Genomic DNA, 22,579 nt, shown 5'->3' with positions numbered 1-22,579 from the left:
GGTGCCTCCCTGGCCAAAAGCATGTTCCCGGTAATCGGTGCTCAGGGGACTACCACCCTGCGCCTGATCTTTGCCAGCGTGATCATGTTGCTACTACTGCGACCATGGCGAGCGAAGCTTACAGCCAAATCTCTGCGCACTGTCATTGTCTATGGCATGGCTCTGGGCGGCATGAACTTCCTCTTCTATATGTCCTTGCGCACGGTTCCCTTGGGCATTGCTGTGGCACTGGAGTTCACCGGGCCATTGGCCGTTGCCATTTACGCTTCGCGTCGGGCAATCGACTTTCTGTGGATCGCTCTCGCGGCAGTTGGCTTGCTCCTGCTGATACCCACGGGGGCGACGACCGCAGGTATCGATCTGTTAGGCGCAGGATACGCATTGGGTGCTGGGGTTTGCTGGGCGCTGTACATCCTTTTCGGTCAAAAGGCCGGCGCTGATAATGGCGTGCAGACCGCAGCGCTGGGCGTGATCATTGCCGCACTGTTCGTAGCCCCCATCGGCATTGTTCACGCGGGGGCCGCGCTGCTGACGCCGTCACTGATCCCGGTCGCCATCGGTGTTGCCATCCTGTCCACGGCGCTCCCCTACACGCTGGAGATGGTCGCTCTAACGCGCATGCCCGCCAGGACCTTCGGCACATTGATGAGTATTGAACCCGCCTTTGGCGCACTATCAGGCTTGCTGTTCCTCCATGAATACCTTTCCCTGTCCCAGTGGATGGCTATCCTGTGCATCATTCTGGCTTCCGTCGGCGCCACCATGACCATGGGGAGCGCCACAAAGCCTGTAATTGCGGCGGATTAACGCAACATTTGACGAGACACTGGTATTTACCGCTCATTTAGGCCATGTTTAGGTCAGCAACCCGGTGTCAGGCATGAATTTTTCTAGATAGGGATATCAGAACACTTCATGCAAAACCGAATACTGCCAGACCGGGCGCCAGACCCGGAAATGCACCAAGGAAAGCAATGAAACGAATTTTGATACTGATCGCCATACTCGCAGTTGCGGGCTGCGCGGCGACATCGAAGACCCAGATCAAACACGGCAAGAAAGGCCTGCACATCAACTGTTCAGGACTGTCATCCTCCTGGGAAAAGTGCTACACCAGCGCCGCCAACTCGTGTGCGCCCAAGGGATACAAGGTCATCGCCAAATCAGGGGATGCCGTGGAAGAACCCGGTGATTATCCGTTTGGCCTCAACCCTGCGGGCTACACCAGCCGCAGTATGATCGTCATCTGCAAGTAAATTGATAGCGCGCTGTCAGGGTCTCCGACCTGCGATCTGACGGCCGATCTCATCGTAACTGGACTTCAGCACCCTACCCTGAAGATCCGGCGTGGCAAGCATTCGCGCCACCACTAACGCACCGATACATTGCGACAGAATGGCCCAGGCCAGGCTGTCGCTCTCCAGCACCTGCGCCCAACTCTCCTGAAGCTGACAAATCCAGTGCTCTGCCTGCTGCCGAATCATTACATCGGATCGGGCAATCTCGGCGCCCAGTGCGGGCAATGCACAGCCGGTTTCCGGGTTCTCGACATGGGACATACTAAGATAGCGCTTCAAGCAGCGCTCAAGCTTGTCGCGATCCTGACCAGCGCCCAATCGTTCCAGACTCTGGCGCAACTCATGTTCGACTATTGAAGCAAACAACTCGTCCTTCGACGAAAAGTGGCTGTAAAAAGCACCTCCACTCAAACCGATCGCTTTCATCAAGCCGTCCACACCCACCGTGGAAAAACCGGACTTCTTGGCAGACACCGCGCTGCTTTGCAGCAGCTTGTCCCTGGTTTCCAGCTTGTGATTGGCCGAGTAACGCATTGCCCTTCCCTCAGAGTTGATCGCCTTGACGTTGCGCGAATCGTAGCATAACGTTCGTTTAGTTAACGATCGTTTACCAAAGAGAACTGCCCATGAATAACAAGAAGGTCGTACTGGTTGTCGGCGCAGGTGATGCCACAGGTGGCGCCATTGCCAAGCGCTTTTCACAGGAAGGATTTGTAGCCTGTGTCACCCGCCGCAGCGCGGATAAACTCCAGCCACTGGTGGATACCATCAGGGCCAGTGGCGGTGAGGCCCACGGTTTTGCCTGCGATGCCCGCAAGGAAGAAGAGGTGGTAGCACTGGTCGAGCAGATCGAATCGGAAATTGGTCCCATTGAAGCGTTCGTGTTCAACATCGGCGCCAACGTGCCCTGCAGTATTCTCGAAGAAACCGCTCGCAAGTATTTCAAGATTTGGGAAATGGCCTGTTTCTCAGGGTTTCTCAATGCTCGTGAAGTGGCCAGGCGCATGGCCAAGCGACAACGGGGTACGATCCTGTTTACCGGTGCCACCGCCGGCGTAAGGGGTGCCGCCGGCTTTGCCGCGTTCGCTGGCGCCAAGCACGGAATCCGCGCGCTGGCGCAAAGCATGGCCCGTGAACTCGGGCCGATGAACATTCACGTCGCGCACATCATCGTCGACGGAGCCATCGATACCGATTTCATCCGCGAGAGCTTCCCCGAAAAATATGCGACCAAGGACCAGGACGGCATTCTCAACCCCGAACACATTGCCGAGAATTATTGGTACCTGCACTGCCAGCCCCGTGACGCCTGGACCTTCGAACTGGACCTTCGCCCCTGGAGCGAACGCTGGTAAGCCCTCCCCTACAACAACAAGCAGAGCGCATCGACCATGAGCAAAACCGTGGAATTCTTGTTTGATCTGGGCAGCCCCGCCACCTACCTGGCGTACACCCAGCTACCAAAAATCTGTGAGCAAACCGACAGCCAGTTGATTTACATCCCGATCCTGCTCGGCGGCGTGTTCAAAGCCACCGGCAACGCCACCCCGGCGGCCATTCCAGCCAAGGGTCGCTACATGTTTCAGGACCTCGACCGTTATGCCAAACGCTATGGCGTGCCGCTGAAGTTCAATCCGCATTTCCCGATCAACACCCTGATGCTCATGCGCGCCGTCACCGGCATGCAGTTGCGCCATCCCGAGCGCTTTGGCGCATTCATCGATTGCCTGTTCAAAGCGCTGTGGGTTGACGGCCGGGATCTCAATGAACCGGCAACCGTCGCCGCTGTATTAAGTCAGAACGGCTTCAATCCGGGCGAAGTACTCGCCCTGACTGCCGATGAGGAAGTCAAAGCCACCCTCAAGGACAACACCGAGAAAGCGGTGCAGCGCGGTGTTTTCGGAGCCCCTAGCATGTTTGTCGATGATGAGCTGTTCTTCGGCCAGGACCGACTGGAATTCGTCCGCGAAGCCCTGAGTTAAATCTCGATGACCAACCGCCCTTGTGCCGCTCCCGACAGAAGCAGCTCATGGGCGGCTTCGGCGGTTTCCAGAGTGAACCCCCGCGGATCGAGAATCGGCTTGAGCTTGCCCGCCTCGATCAAGAGCGCCGCCTCCTGCAGGATTTCCCCGTGATGCTCACACCCCCGCCCCGTCAGCAACGGCAGCAAGGTGAATACACCGGAATAGCTGGCCCCGCGAAATGAAAGCGGCGCAAGACTGTGCTGACCCCAACCCAGGCAACTCACCACGTGACCGTGATAAATCCGCGCAGCCTTGAAAGACGCATCCAGAGTTTCGCCACCCACCGTGTCATAGACGATATCAAAGCCCTCCCCGGCCGTGTGCTCAGCCACGTAGTCCTCGACTGAAGACTTGCGGTAATCGATAAAGGTCGCACCCAAGCCTTCTATGATTCCTTGCTGCCGCGCAGAGCCAGTAGCAAACACCTCTGCGCCAAATGCGCGAGCGATTTGCACAGCGACATGCCCTACACCACCCGCCCCTCCATGAATCAACACTTTCTGCCCCGCCCGTACCCGAGCCCGGTCGACCAATCCTTCCCACGCCGTAATCAGAACCAACGGCAACCCCGCCGCTTCACACATGCTTATATTGCTCGGTTTACGCGCCAGCAGTCGTGCATCTACCACTGCGTATTCAGCCAGGGAACCCTGAGCTCCACCAATACCCGTTGCCATGGCGTAGACCTCATCGCCCGGCATCCAGCCACTGACACCCTCCCCTAATGTTTCCACTGTTCCCGCCAGATCCATACCCAACACTGCTGGTAACGGTTGGCGCGCATGAGTGGCCTGGCCCGAACGGATCTTGCCGTCTAACGGGTTCACCCCGCTGGCCGCGATCCGCACCCGGACCTGCCCGGCGCCAGGTGCAGGCCTGGGAATGGAGGCCAAGCGTAGCGGTCCATTAGCGGAGTCAACAATCAGCGCGCGCATTTGCAGTGAGTCAGTCATTTCGCCTATCTCCGTCAGAGGTGGTTGCAGGACCGATCTTGCGCCAACCCACTCATGCCGATAAGACGCGGTATAGCTATAGTAAGCATGCCCATCTGGCATGAATGAGAAACCCCGTGGACAAACTCAATGCAATGGCCATTTTCGTCCGGGTGGTAGAACGCGGCAGTTTTTCCGCTGTTGCCCGGGAAATGCAGACCAGTCAGCCGACCATCAGCAAAGTGCTGCGAGCGCTGGAAACCGGGCTGGGGGGAAAGCTGATCGCTCGCAGCACCCGCAAGTTATCCCTGACCGATGAAGGCCAGCGTTACTACAAAGAATGCCGGCAAATCCTCGCAGCGGTGGACGCCGCGGAGCACAGCTTCCAGTCCGGACGGGAAACCATCGCCGGACCGCTGAGAATCGGTTCCTCGGTCAGCTTCGGGCGTTTACAGATTGCGCCGCGTCTGGCGGAATTTCTCAGGCGCCATCCAGAGGTTCAGATCGATCTGCAACTGAGCGATCAGAATCAGGACCTGGTCAGCGAAGGTCTGGATGTCACGTTCAGGATCGGCGAATTGAACGACAGCGGTTTGATTGCCCGCCATGTCGGCACTACCCACCGGGTAACTGTCGCAACGCCAGATTACCTGGCGCAACACGGCAAGCCGCAAACGCCCGAAGAACTCAGCGGCCACAACTGCCTGCTGTTCAACCTGCTCAGCAGTCAGAATCAGTGGATCTACCAGAAAGCTGCCCGGCGTCACGAAGTACGGATCAAGGGCAATGCGCAAAGCAACAACTCTGAAGCGATTCGCGAGATGGTGCTGGGAGGATTGGGAATTGCTTTGTCGCCGGTATGGCTATTCAGCGAGGATCTGAAGGCTGGAAGAGTGATAGCGATTTTGCAGGAATACACCGCGCAGTCGCTGTCGATACATGCCGTGTCCCCGGCGAATCGTCGCCAATCCGCCAGGGTTAAAGCCTTCGTCGACTACATGAGCCAGGCGCTGGAATCAGCGCCTGAGCTACAACCCATTACAGAGCTCCAACCAATCAAATAGCCACCGTACGAGTGTTCAGCCACTCAAGGGCCGCACCTTCAAGCAACGGGCTCAGGCGTTCACGCACTTGGGCGTGGTAAGCGTTGAACCACTGCTTCTCCTCTTCACTCAGCAGCGACGGTTCCAGGCAACGGGTGTCAATCGGGCACAGGGTAAGTGTTTCAAATTTGAGGAACTCGCCAAATTCGCTGCTGCCTGCTTCGCGGTTCATCGCCAGGTTCTCGATGCGCACACCCCAGCGGCCTGGACGGTAGGTGCCCGGTTCGATGGAGGTGATCATCCCCAGCTGCATCGCGGTTTGCGGCGCAGGTGCGGCTTGATAGGCGATGACTTGCGGACCTTCGTGAACATTGAGGAAGTAGCCGACGCCGTGACCGGTGCCGTGGCCGTAGTCGACGCTTTCGGCCCAGATCGGCGCGCGGGCGATGGCATCGAGCAGTGGCGACAGAATACCTTTAGGGAACTGCGCGCGAGACAAGGCAATCACGCCTTTGAGCACTCGGGTGCAGTCGCGCTTCTGCTCGGCAGTCGGCGTTCCGACCGGAACCATCCGCGTGATGTCGGTCGTGCCGCCCAGATACTGGCCGCCTGAGTCGATCAGCAACAGGCCGTCACCCTCTACGACCGCGTGTTCCTCTTCGGTAGCGTGGTAGTGCGGCATGGCGCCGTTGGCGTTGAACGCGGCGATGGTGTTGAAGCTCAGCGACACGTAACCCGGACGACGCTCACGCGCGGCGGTGAGCTTTTCGTCGATGGTCAGTTCGGTGATGCGTTCACTGCCCAGCGCCGAGTCGAGCCAGGTGAAAAACTCACAGAGCGCCGCCCCGTCCTGCTCCATGGCCTGACGGATGTGCTCGGCATCGGCCAGGCTTTTCTGCGACTTGGCCAGGGTGGTCGGGTTCAGGCCTTCGATCAGCTTGACGCCGCTATCGAGGTTATCCAGCAGGCCCGCGGTCACTCGCGCCGGATCGACCAGTAGGCTCGCGCCGTCAGGCACCGCGCGCAGGGCATCCGCCACTTCGCTGTAATCGCGCAGGGTCACGCCGTCTTGCTCAAGCACTGCACGCAGCTCGGCATCGACCTTGCTCAGTGCCACGAACAGGGTCGCCTGCTGTTGACTGATCAAAGCGAAAGATACAAACACCGGGTTGAACGACACATCGCCGCCGCGCAGGTTGAACAGCCAGGCGATGTCATCCAGGGTGGCAATGAAATGCCAGTCGGCACCACGTGCCTGCAAGTTTTCGCGCAGCTTGGCGAGTTTGTCGCCGCGGCTGACAGTGGCTTGCGGCGGCAAGTGCTGATAGATCGGTTCGTTCGGCAGAATCGGGCGATCGCTCCAGACTTCGTTCAACAGATCGATGTCGGTGCGCAGACGTGCGCCGCGCTCTTCGAGTTTGCTGCCCAGGGTACGCGCCGAGGCCACGGCCATCACCGCACCATCCACTGCAACCACGCCGCCCTCAGGGGTTTGCTCGGCCAGCCAGTCCAATGGCGACGGTTGACCCGGTTGCAGCTTGACCAGTTCGATGCCGCTGCCCTTGAGTTCCTTGGTCGCTTGCTCCCAATAACGGCTGTCGGCCCAGACGCCGGCAAAATCTGGCGTGACGATCAGCGTGCCGACCGAGCCATGGAAGCCCGACAACCACTGCCGCCCCTGCCAGTAGCCCGGCAGGTATTCGGACAGGTGCGGGTCGGCCGACGGCACCAGAAGCGCGTGAATGCCCTCCCGGCTCATCAGTTCGCGGGTTTGTGCAAGGCGCTGGGGCACCGATCCATTGATCGAAGACTGCGTACTCATCGTAACTCCTGCTAACCACTCATCATTATTGTGTTGTTGTGTAGCGCCGATCAATGCCGGCGCATATCGCCCTATTGCCAGAATGCCGGAGCACTGGCGCAGGCCGCCTTAATCAGTTGTGCCGCCTGGTCGATATCCTGCTCGGTGGTGAAACGTCCCAGGCTCAAGCGAATGGTGCGACCCGCCAGGCGGGCATCGTGTCCCAGAGCGAGCAACACGTGGGACGGCGCATTGCTTGCGGAATTGCAGGCCGAGGTCGCGGAAAATGCGATTGAAGCAAGCAATGCCGCCGAATTGAACTCGCCTTCGCTGAAGGTCAGGCTCAGGGTGTGCGGGATCCGCTGGCTTTGACTGCCATTGAGACGCACGCCTGGAATGCTGAGCAATTGATCGAGCAGGCGTTCACGCAGACGTACGATCATGGCTTTTTCTTCATCGAACGAAGCCGCTGCCAATGCGAAGGCCTCGCCCATGGCGACGATCTGATGGGTCGCCAAAGTGCCGGAGCGCAAACCGCCCTCGTGCCCACCGCCGTGGATCTGCGCCAGCAAGCGCTGGTGTGCCCGCGGGCCGACATACAGCGCGCCAATGCCTTTGGGGCCATAGAGTTTGTGCGCCGAAAACGACATCAGGTCCACCGGCCACTCGGTTAGGTCGATCGCCACTTTACCTGCGCCCTGGGCTGCGTCGACATGAAACAGCGCATGGCGGTCACGCACCACCTGGCCGATGGCCGGGATGTCGTTGACCGTGCCGAGTTCGTTGTTAACCAGCATCAGCGACACCAGGAAGGTGTCTTCGCGCATGGCTTGGCTGACCGCTTGCGCAGTGATCAGGCCATCGGCGTCCGGTACCAGATACGTCACCGCGACGCCGGCGTCCTGCAACTGCTTCGTCGTGTCGAGGATAGCCTTGTGTTCGATCTGACTGGTGATGATGTGACCCCCGGCAACGCCGCGCGCCTGGGCGACACCCTTGAGGGCGAGGTTGTTGGATTCGGTGGCACCGGAAGTCCAGACGATCTGCGCAGGGAGGGCGCCGACCAGCTCAGCGACCTGGCGCCGCGCCTGCTCGACCGATTGCCGGGCCTGCTGGCCAAAGGCGTGGGAGCTGGAGGCCGGGTTGCCGAAATTGCCGCTAAAACCCAGGCACTCGACCATGACCTTGATGACTCGCTCATCCACCGGCGTGGTGGCGGCGTAGTCGAAATACAACGGACGTTTATTCATAAAAGACTCGCAGAGCGTGTTCCGGGATCAGGAGGCTCGTGACTGTAAACGCCAAGACGCAGCCTCGTGAGCTGCGCCCGGTTTCAGAACGTTACCAATACCTGATCGGATGCCGTTAAAGAAGTACCACTTCATTTAAAAGTGCGTTGGAACGCTCCTGAAAAGCGAGCTTAACAGGCATCGGGCGACCGGTTGAAGCAATGCGTCAGCTAAAGCTTTCGAGCAATATCGGATACAGCGAAGCCACCAGCAGCGCGGCCATGCCCCAGTTGAACAGGCGCAACCAGCGGCGGTCCTTCAGAACGTTGCGCAACAGCGTGCCGCACGCGGCCCACACGCCAACGCTCGGCAGGTTGATGATCGCGAACACCGCGGCAATCACGATGACATTGGTGAAGTAGCCCTGCATCGGCGTGTAAGTGCTGATGGCGCCGATGGCCATGATCCAGGCCTTGGGGTTGACCCACTGGAACGCGGCGGCGCTCAGGTAGCTGATGGGCTTACCCTCACCTTTCTCACTGTCCGAGACCGGCCCGGAATGGGCAATTTTCCACGCCAGATAGAGCAAATACGCCGCACCGACGTATCGCAGCACGGTGTAGAGCAAAGGGTAGGTCTTGAACACCGCGCCCAAACCGAAACCCACCGCCACGACCAGCACGAAGAAGCCGCAGGTAATGCCGAGCATATGGGGGATGGTGCGGTTAAAGCCGAAGTTCACGCCGGATGCCAGCAACATCGTGTTGTTCGGGCCGGGCGTGATAGAGGTGACGAGGGCAAACAGTGAGAAGCCCAGCAGCAGATCGAGCGAGAGTGTCATGGTTGGCAGTCCATCAGTGTCGGTCAGGTATTGACCCTATCGCACACCTCGGCGCAATCCCATGGACAGTTAGGTGAAAGTTCGAGCAGTACAGTTCTTGCTCAGCTAGGACGACCGTGCAGCTGTACACCTCGCTGGGCGTTCATCTCACCCTGTTTCTCAAAGCCGAAAGTCTTGCGCGGTTCACCGAGCAATTCGGCCTTTTTCGCGTGGTACTCGTCGAAGGACAAACCGCGACGATTCAACGCCTCAAGCGCCAATTCCCGCGTTTCTTCTGCGGTGTAGGGGCGCAATTCCGGGGAAACATGGCTGGCACATCCGGCAAGAACGGACAGGGTCAGCAGCAGGAAAGTGGTGATTGGGGTTTTCATGTCGCGCATCCTGGCAATCTGGTTCGGGGCAATGAACACAGGCTACTCGCGCCATTGGATGGGTAGAAATCAACGCTCTCGATAGTGGCTATCGAGTTTTCCTGATTCCAGTGCAGCCATCACCCTCATATTCCATAAAGAACTATAAATATTTATTTAACTTCTTTTACTGAATAAAAACGAAGCTTTATAACTGCTCCATCTGCCGACGAACTGTTGCTCACGCAACTGTTTGTCAGGCAACAGTCATTCAACAAACAGCCCTGAAAAATCAACAGCGCGGACTGATCAACGCGCTGCAAGCCCCGTAAACCGTGGCTTCGAGGGATTGGTACAGCTCTTGCTCAAAGGGGATAAGCCCAGTGATGACTCACTGCTCCCCCAGCAACTGTTTAAAAAGGAACTGATCACATGTCGCGTCCATTGAAAGTCGTTGCCCTCTCCGGCGGCACCTGGCGTCCTTCCCGCACCCTGGTGCTGACCCAAGCGCTGTTGGCGCAATTGGCCGAGCAACTGCCGATCGAGAGCAAGCTGATCGAACTGGGTGACATCGCCCGCCCACTGGGCGCGGCGCTGTCCCGTCAGGAAGTGAGTGCAGACATCGAAGCCGAACTCCAAGCCATCGAAAACGCCGACCTGCTAATCGTCGCCGCGCCAGTTTATCGCGGTTCCTACCCTGGCCTGCTCAAGCATTTGTTCGACCTGATCGATCTGAATGCGCTGATCAACACCCCGGTGTTGCTGGCCGCCACCGGTGGCAGCGAGCGTCATGCGCTGGTGCTCGATCATCAGTTGCGGCCGCTGTTCAGTTTCTTCCAGGCGTTGACCTTGCCGATTGGCGTGTATGCCACCGAAGCTGATTTTTCCAATTACCAGATAACCAGTGAACCCTTGAAGGCCCGCATTCGTCTTGCTGCAGAACGCGCCGCGCCGTTGTTCGGTGCGTACCCCAACAATCTGCTGAAAATCGCCTAAGGACTTGTTCATGGATGTTTTCTGGTTTCTGCCCACTCACGGCGACGGTCATTATTTGGGCACCACACAGGGCGCACGTCCCGTCACCCTCAACTATTTGAAACAAGTGGCTCAGGCGGCGGACAGCCTGGGCTACCACGGCGTGCTGATCCCCACCGGGCGTTCCTGCGAAGATTCGTGGGTGATCGCTTCGGCACTGGTGCCGCTGACCGAACGCTTGCGTTATCTGGTGGCGATCCGCCCCGGAATCATTTCGCCCACCGTGTCGGCGCGCATGGCCGCCACCCTCGATCGCCTGTCCAACGGCCGCTTACTGATCAACGTCGTAACTGGCGGCGACCCCGATGAAAACCGCGGCGACGGCAGCTTCCTCGATCACAGTGAGCGCTACGAAGTCACCGACGAATTCCTGAAGATCTGGCGCCGGGTGTTGCAAGGTGAGTCAGTGGATTTCGAGGGCAAACACCTGCGGGTGCAGAACGCCAAGGCACTGTATCCGCCGGTGCAGAAACCCTATCCGCCGCTGTATTTCGGCGGTTCGTCCGATGCCGCCCATGACCTGGCCGCCGAGCAGGTCGATGTCTACTTGACCTGGGGCGAACCGCCGGCCGCCGTGGCGCAAAAGCTGGCCGATGTCCGCGAGCGTGCGGCACGTCACGGGCGTACGGTGAAGTTCGGGATTCGCCTGCATGTAATCGTTCGCGAAACTACCGAAGAAGCGTGGAAAGCTGCGGACAAATTGATCGAACACATCAGCGACGAAACCATCGCCGCCGCGCAGAAGTCGTTCTCGCGTTTCGATTCCGAAGGTCAACGGCGCATGGCTGCGCTGCATGACGGGCGTCGCGACAACCTGGAGATCGCACCCAATTTGTGGGCCGGTGTCGGCCTGGTACGTGGTGGTGCTGGCACGGCGCTGGTGGGCGATCCGCAGCAGGTGGCAGCACGCATCAAGGAGTACGCGGACCTGGGGATCGAGAGCTTTATCTTCTCTGGCTACCCGCATCTCGAAGAGGCGTATCGCTTTGCCGAGCTGGTGTTCCCGCTGCTGCCCGAGCCGTACGCCAGCCTTGCCGGGCGCGGCGTCACCAACCTGACCGGGCCGTTTGGCGAAATGATTGCCAATGATGTGCTCCCCGCCAAAGCCTGATGCCGATCCTGGTCCCTGTAGGAGCTGCCGCAGGCTGCGATGGACGTCAACGGTAACGCGGGCCATCTGAATGAACGCGTTGTTCAGACGTTTTTCGCGAGCAAGCTCGCTCCTACAGAGACCACAACAAGAAGGAAACCCGCGTGACTGCCAAGCCGCACAGCGCCCTGATATCCCCGCTGCAGACCGCCCGCCAATTGGCCGCCGGTTTTGCCTTGACCGCCGTCGAACGCGACGAGCGTGGCGGTACGCCCAAGGCCGAGCGTGATGCCCTGCGCCAAAGCGGTCTGCTGGCGTTAAGTATTCCCACCCGGTTCGGCGGACTCGGCGCGAACTGGAGTGAAACCCTGACCATCGTGCGCGAGTTCGCCAAGGTCGACAGTTCGATTGCCCATGTTTTCGGCTTCCATCACCTGATGCTCGCCACCGTGCGCCTGTTCGCCCGACCTGAGCAATGGCAGCCGTGGTTTGAACAGACTGCGCGCAAGAACTGGTTCTGGGGCAATGCCCTCAACCCGCTGGACACCCGCACCGTGGTGAAAAACCTCGGTGGCTGGCGTGAGTTTTCCGGCAAGAAAAGCTTTTGCTCCGGCGCCAGCGATTCCGAGATGCTGATTGCCTCGGCAGTGGACGAAAGCGCTGGCGGCAAACTGCTGATCGCCGCCATTCCCAGCGGTCGCAGTGGCATCACGTTGCACAACGACTGGAACAACATGGGCCAGCGTCAGACCGACAGCGGCAGCGCCACGTTCGAACGGGTTCGCGTCGAAGAATCGGAACTGCTGCTGAACCCCGGTCCGTTGAGCACGCCGTTCGCCTGCCTGCGCCCGCTGATCGCTCAGCTCACCTTCACCCACATGTTCCTCGGCATCGCCGAAGGCGCCTTCGAAGAAGCGCGGCAATACACGCTGATCGAGACCCGACCGTGGCACAAATCCACTGCTCGGGATGTACGCCAGGACCCTTATGTACTCGGCCACTACGGCGAATTCTGGGTGGCTCTTGAAGGCGTCAGGTTGCTGGTGGAACGTGCTGGCGAGCTGCTCGACAAGGCCTGGGCAAAAGGTCCGGACCTCAGCGCCGAGGAGCGCGGACACCTGGCAACCGCCATCGCCACGGCCAAAGTCGCCGCGACCCGCAATGGACTGGAGTTGTGTAGCCGCTTGTTCGAAGTGACCGGCGCGCGCTCGACCCACGCCTCACTGCGCCTGGACCGTCACTGGCGCAATCTGCGTACACAAACCCTGCATGACCCGGTGGATTACAAACTCCAGGAGCTGGGTGACTGGGCGCTGAACCAGGCCCTGCCGATTCCGACTTTCTATTCATAGCCTGCCCTACAGGGAGCGTGCCCCATGCAACTGCTGACCTTACCGCCCTCGCCCGCTCTGGCCACGTCGATTCGTGCCACGGCCCAGGTGTTCGAAGACCCGAAATCCCAGGCCTTGCTCGCGCATCTACAACAAGTCGCCCCGAGTGAAGCCAGCGTGCTGATCATTGGCGAAACCGGCACCGGCAAAGAGCTGGTGGCCCGACATATCCACAACCTCAGCGCCCGACGCAACCGGCCATTCGTAGCGGTGAACTGCGGCGCGTTTTCCGAATCCCTGGTCGAGGCCGAGCTGTTCGGCCATGAAAAAGGCGCGTTTACCGGCGCATTGAGCGCCAAGGCCGGCTGGTTCGAAGAGGCCGACGGCGGCACCTTGTTCCTCGATGAAATTGGCGATCTGCCAATGGCGATTCAGGTCAAGTTGCTGCGGGTATTGCAGGAACGCGAAGTGGTGCGCCTGGGTTCGCGCAAGAGCATTCCCATCAATGTGCGGGTGCTGGCGGCGACCAACGTGCAACTGGAAAAAGCCATCAACGCCGGGCATTTCCGCGAAGACCTGTATTACCGGCTCGACGTGGTCAGCCTGGAGCTAAGCCCCCTGCGCGATCGTCCGGGCGACATCCTGCCGCTGACCCGCCACTTCATCGACGCCTACAGCCAGCGCTTGGGCTACGGCAACATCACCATCAGCAAAGAGGCCGAACTGAAACTGCGCAGTTACAGTTGGCCGGGCAATATTCGCGAACTGGAAAACGTCATTCACCATACCCTGCTGATTTGCCGCAATGGCGTGATCGAGCGCGACGATCTGCGCCTGTCGAACATGCGTATCGAGCGTCAGGATGACCACCACGCGCAGGTCGACGACTCCACCGAAGCGCTGCTTGAGCGAGCCTTTCAAAAGCTCTTCGAAGAACAGGCCGGTGCGTTGCACGAGAAGGTCGAAGATGCCTTGCTGCGGGCGGCCTATCGCTTCAGCCATTACAACCAGGTCCATACCGCTGCCCTTCTGGGGCTGAGCCGCAACGTGACCCGCACGCGCCTGATCAAAATCGGTGAACTGGCGGTTAACAAGCGCCGACCCACGGAAAACGTGCAGGGTGAGCGTTTGATGCAGTTGTCGATTTAAGCGCTTGCCTTTACTGCACCAGATTGCAATGCAGCGCGTGGTCATGGCTGCGTTCAAGGCTGTGCAACACCTGGAACGAGCCAAAGGTCACGGTTTTCGCCTGGTGGGCACGGATCAACTGCCAGAAATCCAGTTCGCCGCTTTCAAAGCTCTGAAATGCGGCTTCCCCGGCCTCGCGGGTTTGCCATTGCAAATAATTGAGCACCCGCCGGCCGTCGTCGCTGGCCTGGATGCTCGCACTCAGAAAACCGCTGTAATGCTGGGCCAAACGTTCGGTCTGCTGCGATAGCGCCGACACCAGTGCCGGTTGCTGATGGGGTTCGATCTCGAATTCGATCAACTGAGTGAAGCTGCGATTTTTCTCTGGCACTTGCATGAATAGTCCCCACTACCTGTAAGACGGATCTTGCGATCCGAAGGTGTGCAGGTTAAAACCTCTAGTTAAGTAGAGGTCAAGGGGCAATTTTTAAATGATCACCTCGGAAAACCTGCATAAAGAACTCACCGTAGGCCAATTGGCGGCGCGCAGCGGCGTGGCGGTTACGGCGCTGCACTTCTATGAATCCAAGGGGTTAATCAAGAGCAACCGCAATCAGGGCAACCAGCGGCGTTATCCGCGGGAGGTGCTGCGGCGGGTGGCGTTGATCAAAGTCGCCCAGCGTCTGGGAATTCCGTTGGTGGAAATTGGCGAGGCATTGAAAACCCTGCCGGATAATCGTGCACCGACGGCGGCGGACTGGAAGGTGTTGTCGGCGCAGTGGAGTCGCGATCTGGATGATCGGATTCAGCAGTTAACCCTGTTACGCGACAGGCTCAATGGCTGCATTGGTTGTGGGTGTTTGTCGATGGAGGCGTGTCCGTTGCGCAATTTTGGGGATGTGTTGGGGGAACAGGGGCCGGGGCGCAGTTGCTGGAATCGGGGACAGATCCGAAATAGTGGTGCGGCATTCGCGGGCAAGCCTCGCTCCCACAGGATTGCGTGTTGTTTAATCTTACACAAATCTGTAGGAGCGAGGCTTGCCCGCGAACGCGAGACTGTCAGAAATTTTGTGTTCGGGCATAACATGTTGAAAAGGAGCATGTATGCCGACCAAGAAGAAAACGGCCTCGGAGGCCAAACCCGAGCTTCCTTCGATCCCGAAGGAGCTGATTGATCAGTTCGTCAAAGGTCCAATGAGCGCCGAGGCGATTCAGGACGCCGCGATGGCGTTCAAAAAGGCGCTGATTGAACGAGCCCTTGGCGCCGAACTGGGTCACCACCTTGGCTATCTTCAGGGCGCACAGCGCCCTGAAGAGACGAGTAACCAGCGCAACGGCACAAGCGGCAAGACCGTGTTGACCGACGATGGCCCGCTGCGGCTGGACATCCCGAGGGATCGCGACGGCAGCTTTGCGCCGATCCTGATTCCCAAACACGAGCGTCGTTTTACGGGTTTCGATGACAAGATCATTGCCATGTACGCCCGTGGCATGACCGTTCGCGAGATCCGGGCATTCCTTTCGGAGCAGTACGGGACTGACGTTTCCCATGATTTCATCAGCTCGGTCACCGACGCGGTCTTAGAGGAAGTTGCTGCCTGGCAGCAACGCCCACTTGAGCCGATGTATCCGGTGATTTTCTTCGATGCTCTGCGGGTCAAAATCCGTGAGGAAGGGCTGGTTCGCAACAAGGCCATTTACCTGGCGTTAGGGTACTGCCAGACGGCACCCGAGATATCTTGGGCATTTGGATTGAGAACACTGAGGGGGCCAAGTTCTGGATGAAGGTCTTCAACGACCTCAAAACCCGAGGCGTCGAAGATGTGCTAATCGCGGTGACCGATGGCCTCAAAGGCATGCCAGAAGCCTTGAGCGCGGTGTATCCGACAGCGACCTTGCAGACCTGCATTGTGCATCTGATCCGCAACAGTCTTGATTACGCCGCCTGGGACAAGCGCCGTGAATTGGCCAAAGCCCTCAAGCCGATTTACCAAGCGCTTAATGTAGAAGCTGCCGAGCAAGCGCTGGACGCATTCGAAACCGGGCCTTGGGGCAAGCAGTACCCCACAGTCGTAGCCGCTTGGAGACGCGCCTGGGATCGAGTCATCCCGTTTTTCGTCTTCCCGCCTGGCATCAGAAAAGTGATCTACACCACCAATGCCATCGAGAGCATCAATGCTCAGCTGCGCAAGATCATCAAGACAAGAGGCCACTTCCCGACTGACGATGCGGCAACAAAGCTGATTGGCTGGCACTGCAAAACATCACTGCCAATTGGGGCAGCGCGGCGCACGACTGGAAGACAGCCATGAATCAATTTGCGATTCTTTATGGAGATCGATTTACCAGGTCAAACTGGTGAAATGAGGGCTTGCCTGACGGCAGGCCGTTACCGGCCCGCACACAAAATATCTGACACTCCCGCGAACGCGTCCTCCCTGTCAACCAATAATCAGAACCCCGGCGCGATCTGCCCTTTGTAGCGGGTCAAAATGAACTGCCGAACCTCATCGGAGTTCAACGCCTTGGCCAATTTCTGCAGGCCCGGGTCGTTGATGTTGTCCGGGCGGGCCACCAGGAACTCGATGTACAGGCTCTTGCCCTTCTCGACGATCAACGCACTGTTGGTGTCGATTCCCGCTTCCAGCGCGTAGTTGGCAAACACGAACGCCAAGTCGACCTGGCTCACCGAGCGCGCCAGCAACGCACCTTCCAGCTCACGGATTTTCAGGTGTTTGGGGTTTTCGGCGATGTCCCGTTGTGTCGCCAGAGTATTGCTCGGGTCCTTGAGTTTGATCAGCCCGGCTTCATGCAGCAGCACCAGTGCGCGACCGGTGTTCACCGGGTCGTTGGGGATCGATACAGTGGCGCCGTCCTTCAACTCGGAAATGTTTTTGATCTTGGTCGAGTAAGCGCCAAACGGTTCGATGTGCACGCCGACCACCGGCACCAGGTTGGTGTGGCGGGTCTTGTTGTAGTCATCGAGAAACGGCCGGTACTGATAATAGTTGGCGTCGAGGTTCTTCAAGGCCAACTGCTGGTTGGGCTGGATGAAATCGGTGAAAACCTTGATGTCCAGGTCCACCCCTTCCTTGGCCAGGGTCGGTTTGACGAATTCGAGGATTTCCGCGTGCGGCACGGGGGTGGCGCCAACGGTGAGTTTTTCATTGGCGTGAACGCTCAACGAAACTAAGGCAGCCAGAATGGCCAGGGTCTTTTTCATACTGTGCTCCTAGGCAGTTTCAAGTGGCCGTCGTGGGGTGGACGTGGGGCCGCGTTTTTTGATTGTTGAATCGAATCGTTATCGATGGCTGTAACGCGCCACCAAGCGGTCGCCACTCATTTGCAGGGCCTGGACCAGGATCAGCAACAGCACCACGGTGACTACCATCACGTCGGTCTGGAAGCGCTGGTAGCCATAGCGGATCGCCAAATCGCCCAGACCGCCGCCACCGATCACCCCGGCCATCGCCGTGTAATCGACCAGCACGATCGCGGTCACCGTGACCGCCGCCAACAGCCCTCCTCGGGCTTCGGGCAGCAAGGTGTGGCGAATGATTTGCCAGGTGTTCGCGCCCATGGCCTGGGTCGCTTCCACTACCCCGCGATCAACTTCGCGCAATGCGGTTTCCACCAGTCGCGCGAAGAACGGCGTGCATCCCACCACCAGCGGCGGAATGGTGCCCGGCACACCGAGCGAGGTGCCCACCAGCAAGGTGGTCAGGGGAATCAGCACGATCAGCAAAATGATGAACGGCAGCGAACGCAGCATGTTCACGATCACCGACAACACCCGATAAACCCCGACGGCCTCATGCAACTGGCGCTTGCCGGTGAGGAACAACAGAACCCCCAGCGGCAGCCCCAGCAGCACGGTAAAACCGAGCGCCGCGCCGAGCATGCTCAGGGTGTCGAGACAGGCCTGGCCGATGTCGGCCCAATAAATGTTCTTGAACAATTCGGCCATGATCACGACCAATCGTGGCGTGGCGGTTTCACGCCGTTGAGCAGCCAGTTACCGACCACGTGATACTTCCAGCGCACCGGGTCATGCAGGGTATGCACCCGCGCATTGCGCCAGTGGCGGTCGAAGTTGTGCTGCTTCAGGGTCGAGCGAGTGCCGCCCAGTTCGAACAGTTTGTTGGTCGCTTCGATGGCGATTTCGGTGGTCAGCACCTTTGCTTTGGCCACGGCCAGGGAGGCGCGGGCCACGTTGTCTTCATCAGGGGCCGGGCGTGCCGCATCCAGCGCGCGACCGGCCCGTTCCAGCAAGGCTTCGGCCGCCTCAAGGCGAATCTCCAGGCGACCGACCTGAATGATGGTCAGCGGGTCTTCGCTAGCCTTTTCCACGCCCGCGTCGATCCATGGCCGGGCGAATTGCTGGACGAACGCGATGGTGTCACGCAGGGCGGCGCGGGCGATGCCTGCATCGATGGCGGCGGTGGTCAACTGGGCGAACGGGCCGGCCAGAGTCGGGTTTTCATAGGAACGATGCGTCGGGAACAGGTTGAAGGCCGGGACGTGCAGATCTTTGGCCAACACCGTGCCGCTGGACGTGGTGCGCTGACCGATGCTGTCCCAGTCGTCGACGATCACCAGTCCATTTGTGCCGCGCTCAACGAAAGCCAGTTGGCCCTTTTGCTCTTCATCCAGCGCCAGCACCGCCAGCCAGTGAGCGTAGAGAGAACCGGTGCAGTAACCCTTACGCCCGTTAATCAGATGACCGTCGCCGTAACGGCGGATGGTCGCCTGAATGTCCTGCACGTTTTTGCCGCCGGTTTCCGACAAGGCGTTGGCAAAACGATGACCTTGCAGCGCCAGTGCGAAGAAACGCGCCTGTTGCTCCGGCGTGCCTTGCAGGCGAATGTCTTCCAGCAGGCAATAGTGGTTTTGCGGGATCTGCCCCAGGGACGGATCGGCCGCCGAGATGATCGCGATCACCTGCGCCAGCACCGCGCAGGACACCTGCGCGCCGCCGAATTCTTTCGGTACGGTGATGCCCCACAGGCCACTGTTGGAATACAGGTCGACGATCTCGGCGGGCACCTGGCGGGTGCGGTCGCGCTCGGCGTCCTGCTCCAGGAGGATCGCGGCGACGTGCTCGGCTACTCGCAGCGCTTCGGCTTCGTCGGCGATGCGGTGGGCGGCCGGCGGGTTGATCGGATAGACGGCTGAGTTGGACAAGGCAGACATACAAGACTCTCGACAAGGTGTTTATCGCTGGTCTTGCAGCTTCTGTGCCTAACTGTGTGAGCCTGTGTTTTCGGACGTTTCAGGGCGATATCGTGGGCTTTTAGATGACAAAGCGGAGCAATCTGTTGCTTCGCTGTTGATGGCTGAACAATGGCGCTGGTGCACGGGTCACGCCTGTCGCCGGCTGCGATCTTTTTTGAAACATGCTGAAAGTCAAATTCAAGAGATCGCAGCCTTCGGCAGCTCCTACACTTGTTTGTTCTGCTCCAAGGCAGCGAATTCACAACAACAGGGAGAACCACCATGAGCGTCAAACCCATTCCAGAGGGTTATCACAGCATTACCCCGTACCTGGGCATCGCAAAAGCAGCTGAAGCCATCGATTTCTATAAAAAAGCCTTCGGCGCCATCGAAGTCATGCGCCTGGCCATGCCCGACGGCGGTATCGGCCACGCCGAACTGCGCATCGGCGACTGCCCGATCATGCTTGGCACGCCGTGCGATCAAGGGCCGTTGAGCAATCCGGACCAATCGCCGTCCGTGGGTCTGCATTTGTATGTGACCGATGTGGACAAGTCTTATAAACAGGCGATTGCTGCCGGTGGCATCGTGGTGTCGCAGGTCAAGGATCAGTTTTATGGCGACCGTTCGGGGACTTTGAAGGATCCCTACGGCCATCTGTGGTTTTTGGCCACGCGCAAGGAGGATCTGACTCAGGAACAGATCGAGCAGCGGGCGAAGGAGTTATTTCAGCAAGGTTAAGATCTTAGTGCCTGTCAGGGCCTCTTCGCGGGCAAGCCTCGCTCCTACAGTTGATCGCGTTCGTTCTGTAGGAGCGAGGCTTGCCCGCGAAGGCGGCATCAGCCCCCGAGGGCACTACCCGCCGGCCATTACATCGCCGAAGAAGTGCCCGAACTGCTCCTCGCCGAAGTGCTGGATTTTCTGCGCTGACCCCGGCGCCTCGTTGAACTGACTCTTCCTATCACGCGGGCCGTCAACGGCCTGCGGGCATTGTCTTGCCCGAAGAAAGATCAGGCTTCGCGGAACACGAAACATTTTCTTTCATATCGCCCTTCGGGATTTCCGATGCTCATCCGTCCTATATAGATGCAGTCCAGTCGCGTAGGCAAAAGCCACGACCTGACTTTTATCGACCTCATCGCTGCGAAGCCCGTAGTAGAAGCCTTCTCATCGAAACAAGACCCTTGATCATGTCGAAGAAATCCCGTTCCAAAATCTGGTTTCTGGTCCATAGCTGGCTGGCGCTACCGATCTGGTTTTTCGTACTGATCGTCTGCGTGACAGGCACCTTGGCGGTGGTCAGCCAGGAAATCGTCTGGCTAGCCAACCCGCAAATGCGCGCCAGCCAGCCCTCGGACGACGCACCGCGCCTGAACTACGACCAAATCGTCGCGGCGATCAAAAAGGCCGAGCCCGACACGCTGGTCGAGGGCATCAACCGCCCCGACGAGTCGCACTTTGCCCTGGACGTGAGTGTCAGCTACCCCGACGGCCGTTCGGTGACGGTGTACGTCAACCCGTACACCGGCGAAATCCAGGGCCCCGCGCCGCAATTCAACTTCCAGGCATTCACTCGCGCCCTGCACGGCTGGTGGCTGGTGCCGTTCACCAATGGCTACAGCTGGGGCTGGTACCTGGTGTCGTTCCTGAGTTTGCCGATGCTCGCCTCGCTGGTGACCGGGCTGGTGGTATACAAGCGTTTCTGGAAAGGCTTCTTGCGTCCGACCCTGCGCATTCGCCATGGCGCGCGGATTTTCTGGGGCGACTTCCACCGACTCAGCGGCATCTGGTCGATCTGGTTCATCGCGGTGATTTCCATCACCAGCACCTGGTTCCTGATCCAGGCATTCATGTTCGATAACCAGATTTCCATTTCGACCGCACCGGTCGCCGCCGTAGTCCCACGCGAAAGCGTGCCGCTTACCGCCGACGGCTCGCCAGCGCCGATGATCAGCCTGGAAGTAGCGATCCAACAAGCCAAGGAACGCATCCCCGGCCTCGACGAAAGTTTTGTCAGCATGCCAGCCAACGCCTACAGCTACTTGTCTGTGGGTGGGCGTAGCTGGTATCCGCTGATGTACCAGACTGCCGATATCAACCCGTACACCGGCGAAATCGCCGCCACGCGCCGGCTCTCTGACCGTTCGGGCCTGGAGTTCGTGACCGAGTCCATGCGTCCGTTGCACACCGGCGATTTCGGCGGGATCTGGATCAAGTTAATCTGGTTCTTCTTCGGCCTGTTGCTGAGCATGATGGTGCTGAGCGGCCTGTTGATCTGGACCAAGCGCACCGCCCTTGCCACGGCCAACGCCCTCAAGCGCAGCAAAAAAATCCCTCGCAATGAAACTGCTCCGATCACTAGCCGTGAAGCCACGCAGGTCAGCCAATGAGCCAGGTCTGCGCTGAAAAACCGCCATCGAAACTCAGCCGTTTCTGGCACAAATGGCGCTTCCACATCAACGTCCTGCTGTTGCTGGTGCCGCTGGGCTTCATGCCCAAGTACTTCGCCGACGCCGCGTTGTTTCGTGGTGATACCGGGTTGGGCGAGCAGGAAATCGGTGATATCCAGGTCGGTCCGTGGAGCCTGCGCCTTGCCGAATTGCGTAATGAAGCACCGCGGCTCGATGGCCCCGCCGGCTATATGAAGAGCTTCAACGCGGCGCTGTGCGACAGCTGCCGCGAGCAGGTCAAGGCCACTTACCTGCGTATCGGCAAACCCCGCAGCCTGCGCGCCGCCGGGGTGATTTTCTTCGGCACGCCTTACCGCATGGGCGCCATGGTGCCAATCCCGGAAAAGACCAAAGCCGATGCCGAACTGTGGATCACCATGGAAGGCTGGGACGGCTCCATGCATCAGGCATCCATTCCTCTGAGCCAGGCCTCTCCTGCCACCCTCGCTTGGTTGAACACTCAAGGAGGCAAACCATGATCAAACCCATTCGCCCTCTGCACGCCGCGCTGCTGTTCCTCTGCGCCGGCTTCAGCGCCAACGTCCTGGCCCACAACCCGATGTGCGAATGCAAGGCCATCGACGCCGAGCAGATCAAGTGCACAGGCGGCTTTTCTGACGGCAGCGGCGCGCCGGGCGTGACCCTGGACGTGATCGGCTACGACGAAACCATCCTCGTGCCAGGCAAGCTCGGCGCCGACTCGACCCTGACCTTCAAGAAGCCCGGTGCCGAGTTCTATGTGCTGTTCGACGCAGGTCCCGGCCACGTCGTCGAAATCGACCAAGCGGACATCGAGGCGCCTGGAACATGAGC

The 22,579-nt window shown here is 59.2% G+C and carries 23 protein-coding genes and 2 pseudogenes (1 of these 25 running past the window's edge); 15 read left to right on the top strand and 10 right to left on the bottom strand.

The features are described from left to right. Together rhtA and CES87_RS30090 are read left to right on the top strand one after the other, a co-directional pair. Positions 1 to 807 carry the 3' portion of a threonine/homoserine exporter RhtA gene (gene rhtA / locus CES87_RS30095; protein WP_128608976.1) on the top strand. It extends 81 nt beyond the left edge of the window, so the window shows 807 of its 888 coding nt (coding positions 82-888); its start codon lies off the left edge, out of view; its stop codon occupies positions 805 to 807. A gap of 167 nt (positions 808 to 974) precedes the next feature. Beyond that, on the top strand, positions 975 to 1,256 hold the full coding sequence (locus tag CES87_RS30090; RefSeq protein WP_128608975.1) for a hypothetical protein: 282 nt from the start codon (positions 975 to 977) through the stop codon (positions 1,254 to 1,256). A gap of 15 nt (positions 1,257 to 1,271) precedes the next feature. On the opposite strand, the gene CES87_RS30085 is transcribed toward CES87_RS30090, so the two are convergent. Then, complete coding sequence (locus tag CES87_RS30085) at positions 1,272 to 1,832, bottom strand: TetR/AcrR family transcriptional regulator (RefSeq protein WP_128608974.1); 561 nt, start codon at positions 1,830 to 1,832, stop codon at positions 1,272 to 1,274. Positions 1,833 to 1,924: 92 nt separating this feature from the next. Between CES87_RS30085 and CES87_RS30080 the strand changes: the two genes are divergently transcribed. Next, on the top strand, positions 1,925 to 2,653 hold the full coding sequence (locus tag CES87_RS30080) for an SDR family oxidoreductase (protein ID WP_128608973.1): 729 nt from the start codon (positions 1,925 to 1,927) through the stop codon (positions 2,651 to 2,653). A gap of 36 nt (positions 2,654 to 2,689) precedes the next feature. After that, complete coding sequence (locus CES87_RS30075; protein ID WP_128608972.1) at positions 2,690 to 3,280, top strand: 2-hydroxychromene-2-carboxylate isomerase; 591 nt, start codon at positions 2,690 to 2,692, stop codon at positions 3,278 to 3,280. Here the strand turns inward: CES87_RS30075 and CES87_RS30070 are convergent. Then, the gene (locus tag CES87_RS30070; protein WP_128608971.1) at positions 3,277 to 4,275 is read right to left on the bottom strand and encodes a zinc-dependent alcohol dehydrogenase family protein; all 999 of its coding nucleotides are present in this window, start codon (positions 4,273 to 4,275) and stop codon (positions 3,277 to 3,279) included. The two genes, CES87_RS30075 and CES87_RS30070, sit on opposite strands and share 4 nt — an antisense overlap. Before the next feature lie 104 nt (positions 4,276 to 4,379). Between CES87_RS30070 and CES87_RS30065 the strand changes: the two genes are divergently transcribed. Then, entirely contained in the window at positions 4,380 to 5,318 is a 939-nt protein-coding gene (locus tag CES87_RS30065) for a LysR family transcriptional regulator (RefSeq protein WP_178081509.1), read from the top strand. Here the strand turns inward: CES87_RS30065 and CES87_RS30060 are convergent. The 4 genes from CES87_RS30060 to CES87_RS30045 form a co-directional block, all read right to left on the bottom strand. Further along, positions 5,311 to 7,119, bottom strand: coding sequence for an aminopeptidase P family protein (locus CES87_RS30060; protein ID WP_128608969.1), 1,809 nt, complete (start codon positions 7,117 to 7,119; stop codon positions 5,311 to 5,313). The genes CES87_RS30065 and CES87_RS30060 overlap by 8 nt on opposite strands. Before the next feature lie 71 nt (positions 7,120 to 7,190). Continuing rightward, on the bottom strand, positions 7,191 to 8,348 hold the full coding sequence (locus tag CES87_RS30055) for an aminotransferase class V-fold PLP-dependent enzyme (protein ID WP_128608968.1): 1,158 nt from the start codon (positions 8,346 to 8,348) through the stop codon (positions 7,191 to 7,193). A gap of 205 nt (positions 8,349 to 8,553) precedes the next feature. Then, a complete protein-coding gene (locus CES87_RS30050) occupies positions 8,554 to 9,168 on the bottom strand; it encodes a LysE family translocator (RefSeq protein ID WP_128608967.1) in 615 nt (204 codons plus the stop codon). Between the two features lie 101 nt (positions 9,169 to 9,269). Beyond that, positions 9,270 to 9,539, bottom strand: coding sequence for a hypothetical protein (locus tag CES87_RS30045; protein ID WP_128608966.1), 270 nt, complete (start codon positions 9,537 to 9,539; stop codon positions 9,270 to 9,272). A 411-nt stretch (positions 9,540 to 9,950) separates the two neighbouring features. On the opposite strand from CES87_RS30045, the gene msuE reads away from it, so the two are divergent. The 4 genes from msuE (at position 9,951) to CES87_RS30025 (ending at position 14,123) form a co-directional block, all read left to right on the top strand. Further along, positions 9,951 to 10,514 (top strand): FMN reductase, encoded by a 564-nt coding sequence (gene msuE / locus CES87_RS30040; RefSeq protein WP_128608965.1) that lies wholly within the window; start codon positions 9,951 to 9,953, stop codon positions 10,512 to 10,514. 10 nt (positions 10,515 to 10,524) lie between these two features. Continuing rightward, positions 10,525 to 11,664, top strand: a complete 1,140-nt coding sequence (gene ssuD / locus CES87_RS30035; protein ID WP_128608964.1) for an FMNH2-dependent alkanesulfonate monooxygenase — start codon at positions 10,525 to 10,527, stop codon at positions 11,662 to 11,664. A 143-nt stretch (positions 11,665 to 11,807) separates the two neighbouring features. After that, positions 11,808 to 12,995 carry an acyl-CoA dehydrogenase family protein gene (locus CES87_RS30030; protein ID WP_128608963.1) on the top strand — a complete coding sequence of 396 codons (1,188 nt, stop codon included), beginning with the start codon at positions 11,808 to 11,810 and terminating at the stop codon, positions 12,993 to 12,995. Positions 12,996 to 13,019: 24 nt separating this feature from the next. Beyond that, the gene (locus CES87_RS30025; RefSeq protein WP_128608962.1) at positions 13,020 to 14,123 is read left to right on the top strand and encodes a sigma-54-dependent Fis family transcriptional regulator; all 1,104 of its coding nucleotides are present in this window, start codon (positions 13,020 to 13,022) and stop codon (positions 14,121 to 14,123) included. A 10-nt stretch (positions 14,124 to 14,133) separates the two neighbouring features. On the opposite strand, the gene CES87_RS30020 is transcribed toward CES87_RS30025, so the two are convergent. Beyond that, positions 14,134 to 14,499 (bottom strand): antibiotic biosynthesis monooxygenase, encoded by a 366-nt coding sequence (locus CES87_RS30020; protein WP_128608961.1) that lies wholly within the window; start codon positions 14,497 to 14,499, stop codon positions 14,134 to 14,136. Positions 14,500 to 14,593: 94 nt separating this feature from the next. Here CES87_RS30020 and soxR point away from each other — a divergent pair. Both soxR and CES87_RS30010 read left to right on the top strand, forming a co-directional pair. Further along, positions 14,594 to 15,060 (top strand): annotated as a pseudogene (soxR, locus tag CES87_RS30015) (redox-sensitive transcriptional activator SoxR). 146 nt (positions 15,061 to 15,206) lie between these two features. After that, positions 15,207 to 16,464 (top strand): annotated as a pseudogene (locus tag CES87_RS30010) (IS256 family transposase). Between the two features lie 90 nt (positions 16,465 to 16,554). On the opposite strand, the gene CES87_RS30005 reads toward CES87_RS30010, so the two are convergent. The 3 genes from CES87_RS30005 to CES87_RS29995 all read right to left on the bottom strand — a co-directional run bounded on the left by CES87_RS30005 (position 16,555) and on the right by CES87_RS29995 (position 19,295). Next, entirely contained in the window at positions 16,555 to 17,325 is a 771-nt protein-coding gene (locus tag CES87_RS30005; RefSeq protein ID WP_128608960.1) for a MetQ/NlpA family ABC transporter substrate-binding protein, read from the bottom strand. A gap of 78 nt (positions 17,326 to 17,403) precedes the next feature. Beyond that, on the bottom strand, positions 17,404 to 18,069 hold the full coding sequence (locus CES87_RS30000) for a methionine ABC transporter permease (protein ID WP_128608959.1): 666 nt from the start codon (positions 18,067 to 18,069) through the stop codon (positions 17,404 to 17,406). A gap of 2 nt (positions 18,070 to 18,071) precedes the next feature. Then, the gene (locus CES87_RS29995) at positions 18,072 to 19,295 is read right to left on the bottom strand and encodes an SfnB family sulfur acquisition oxidoreductase (protein WP_128608958.1); all 1,224 of its coding nucleotides are present in this window, start codon (positions 19,293 to 19,295) and stop codon (positions 18,072 to 18,074) included. A gap of 303 nt (positions 19,296 to 19,598) precedes the next feature. On the opposite strand from CES87_RS29995, the gene CES87_RS29990 reads away from it, so the two are divergent. The 4 genes from CES87_RS29990 to CES87_RS29975 all read left to right on the top strand — a co-directional run bounded on the left by CES87_RS29990 (position 19,599) and on the right by CES87_RS29975 (position 22,577). Next, positions 19,599 to 20,057 (top strand): VOC family protein, encoded by a 459-nt coding sequence (locus CES87_RS29990; protein WP_128608957.1) that lies wholly within the window; start codon positions 19,599 to 19,601, stop codon positions 20,055 to 20,057. Positions 20,058 to 20,506: 449 nt separating this feature from the next. Then, the gene (locus tag CES87_RS29985) at positions 20,507 to 21,706 is read left to right on the top strand and encodes a PepSY domain-containing protein (protein ID WP_128608956.1); all 1,200 of its coding nucleotides are present in this window, start codon (positions 20,507 to 20,509) and stop codon (positions 21,704 to 21,706) included. Further along, the gene (locus tag CES87_RS29980) at positions 21,703 to 22,245 is read left to right on the top strand and encodes a thiamine pyrophosphate-binding protein (protein ID WP_128608955.1); all 543 of its coding nucleotides are present in this window, start codon (positions 21,703 to 21,705) and stop codon (positions 22,243 to 22,245) included. Before CES87_RS29985 ends, CES87_RS29980 begins: the two co-directional genes overlap by 4 nt. Beyond that, positions 22,242 to 22,577, top strand: a complete 336-nt coding sequence (locus CES87_RS29975; RefSeq protein WP_128608954.1) for a hypothetical protein — start codon at positions 22,242 to 22,244, stop codon at positions 22,575 to 22,577. Before CES87_RS29980 ends, CES87_RS29975 begins: the two co-directional genes overlap by 4 nt. The last annotated feature ends 2 nt before the right edge of the window (positions 22,578 to 22,579 follow it).

The organism is Pseudomonas sp. ERMR1:02 (assembly GCF_002277815.1).
GTDB lineage: Bacteria > Pseudomonadota > Gammaproteobacteria > Pseudomonadales > Pseudomonadaceae > Aquipseudomonas.
The sequence above is the reverse complement of the archived record's forward strand: the minus strand, read 5'-3'. Positions and strand labels throughout refer to the sequence as shown.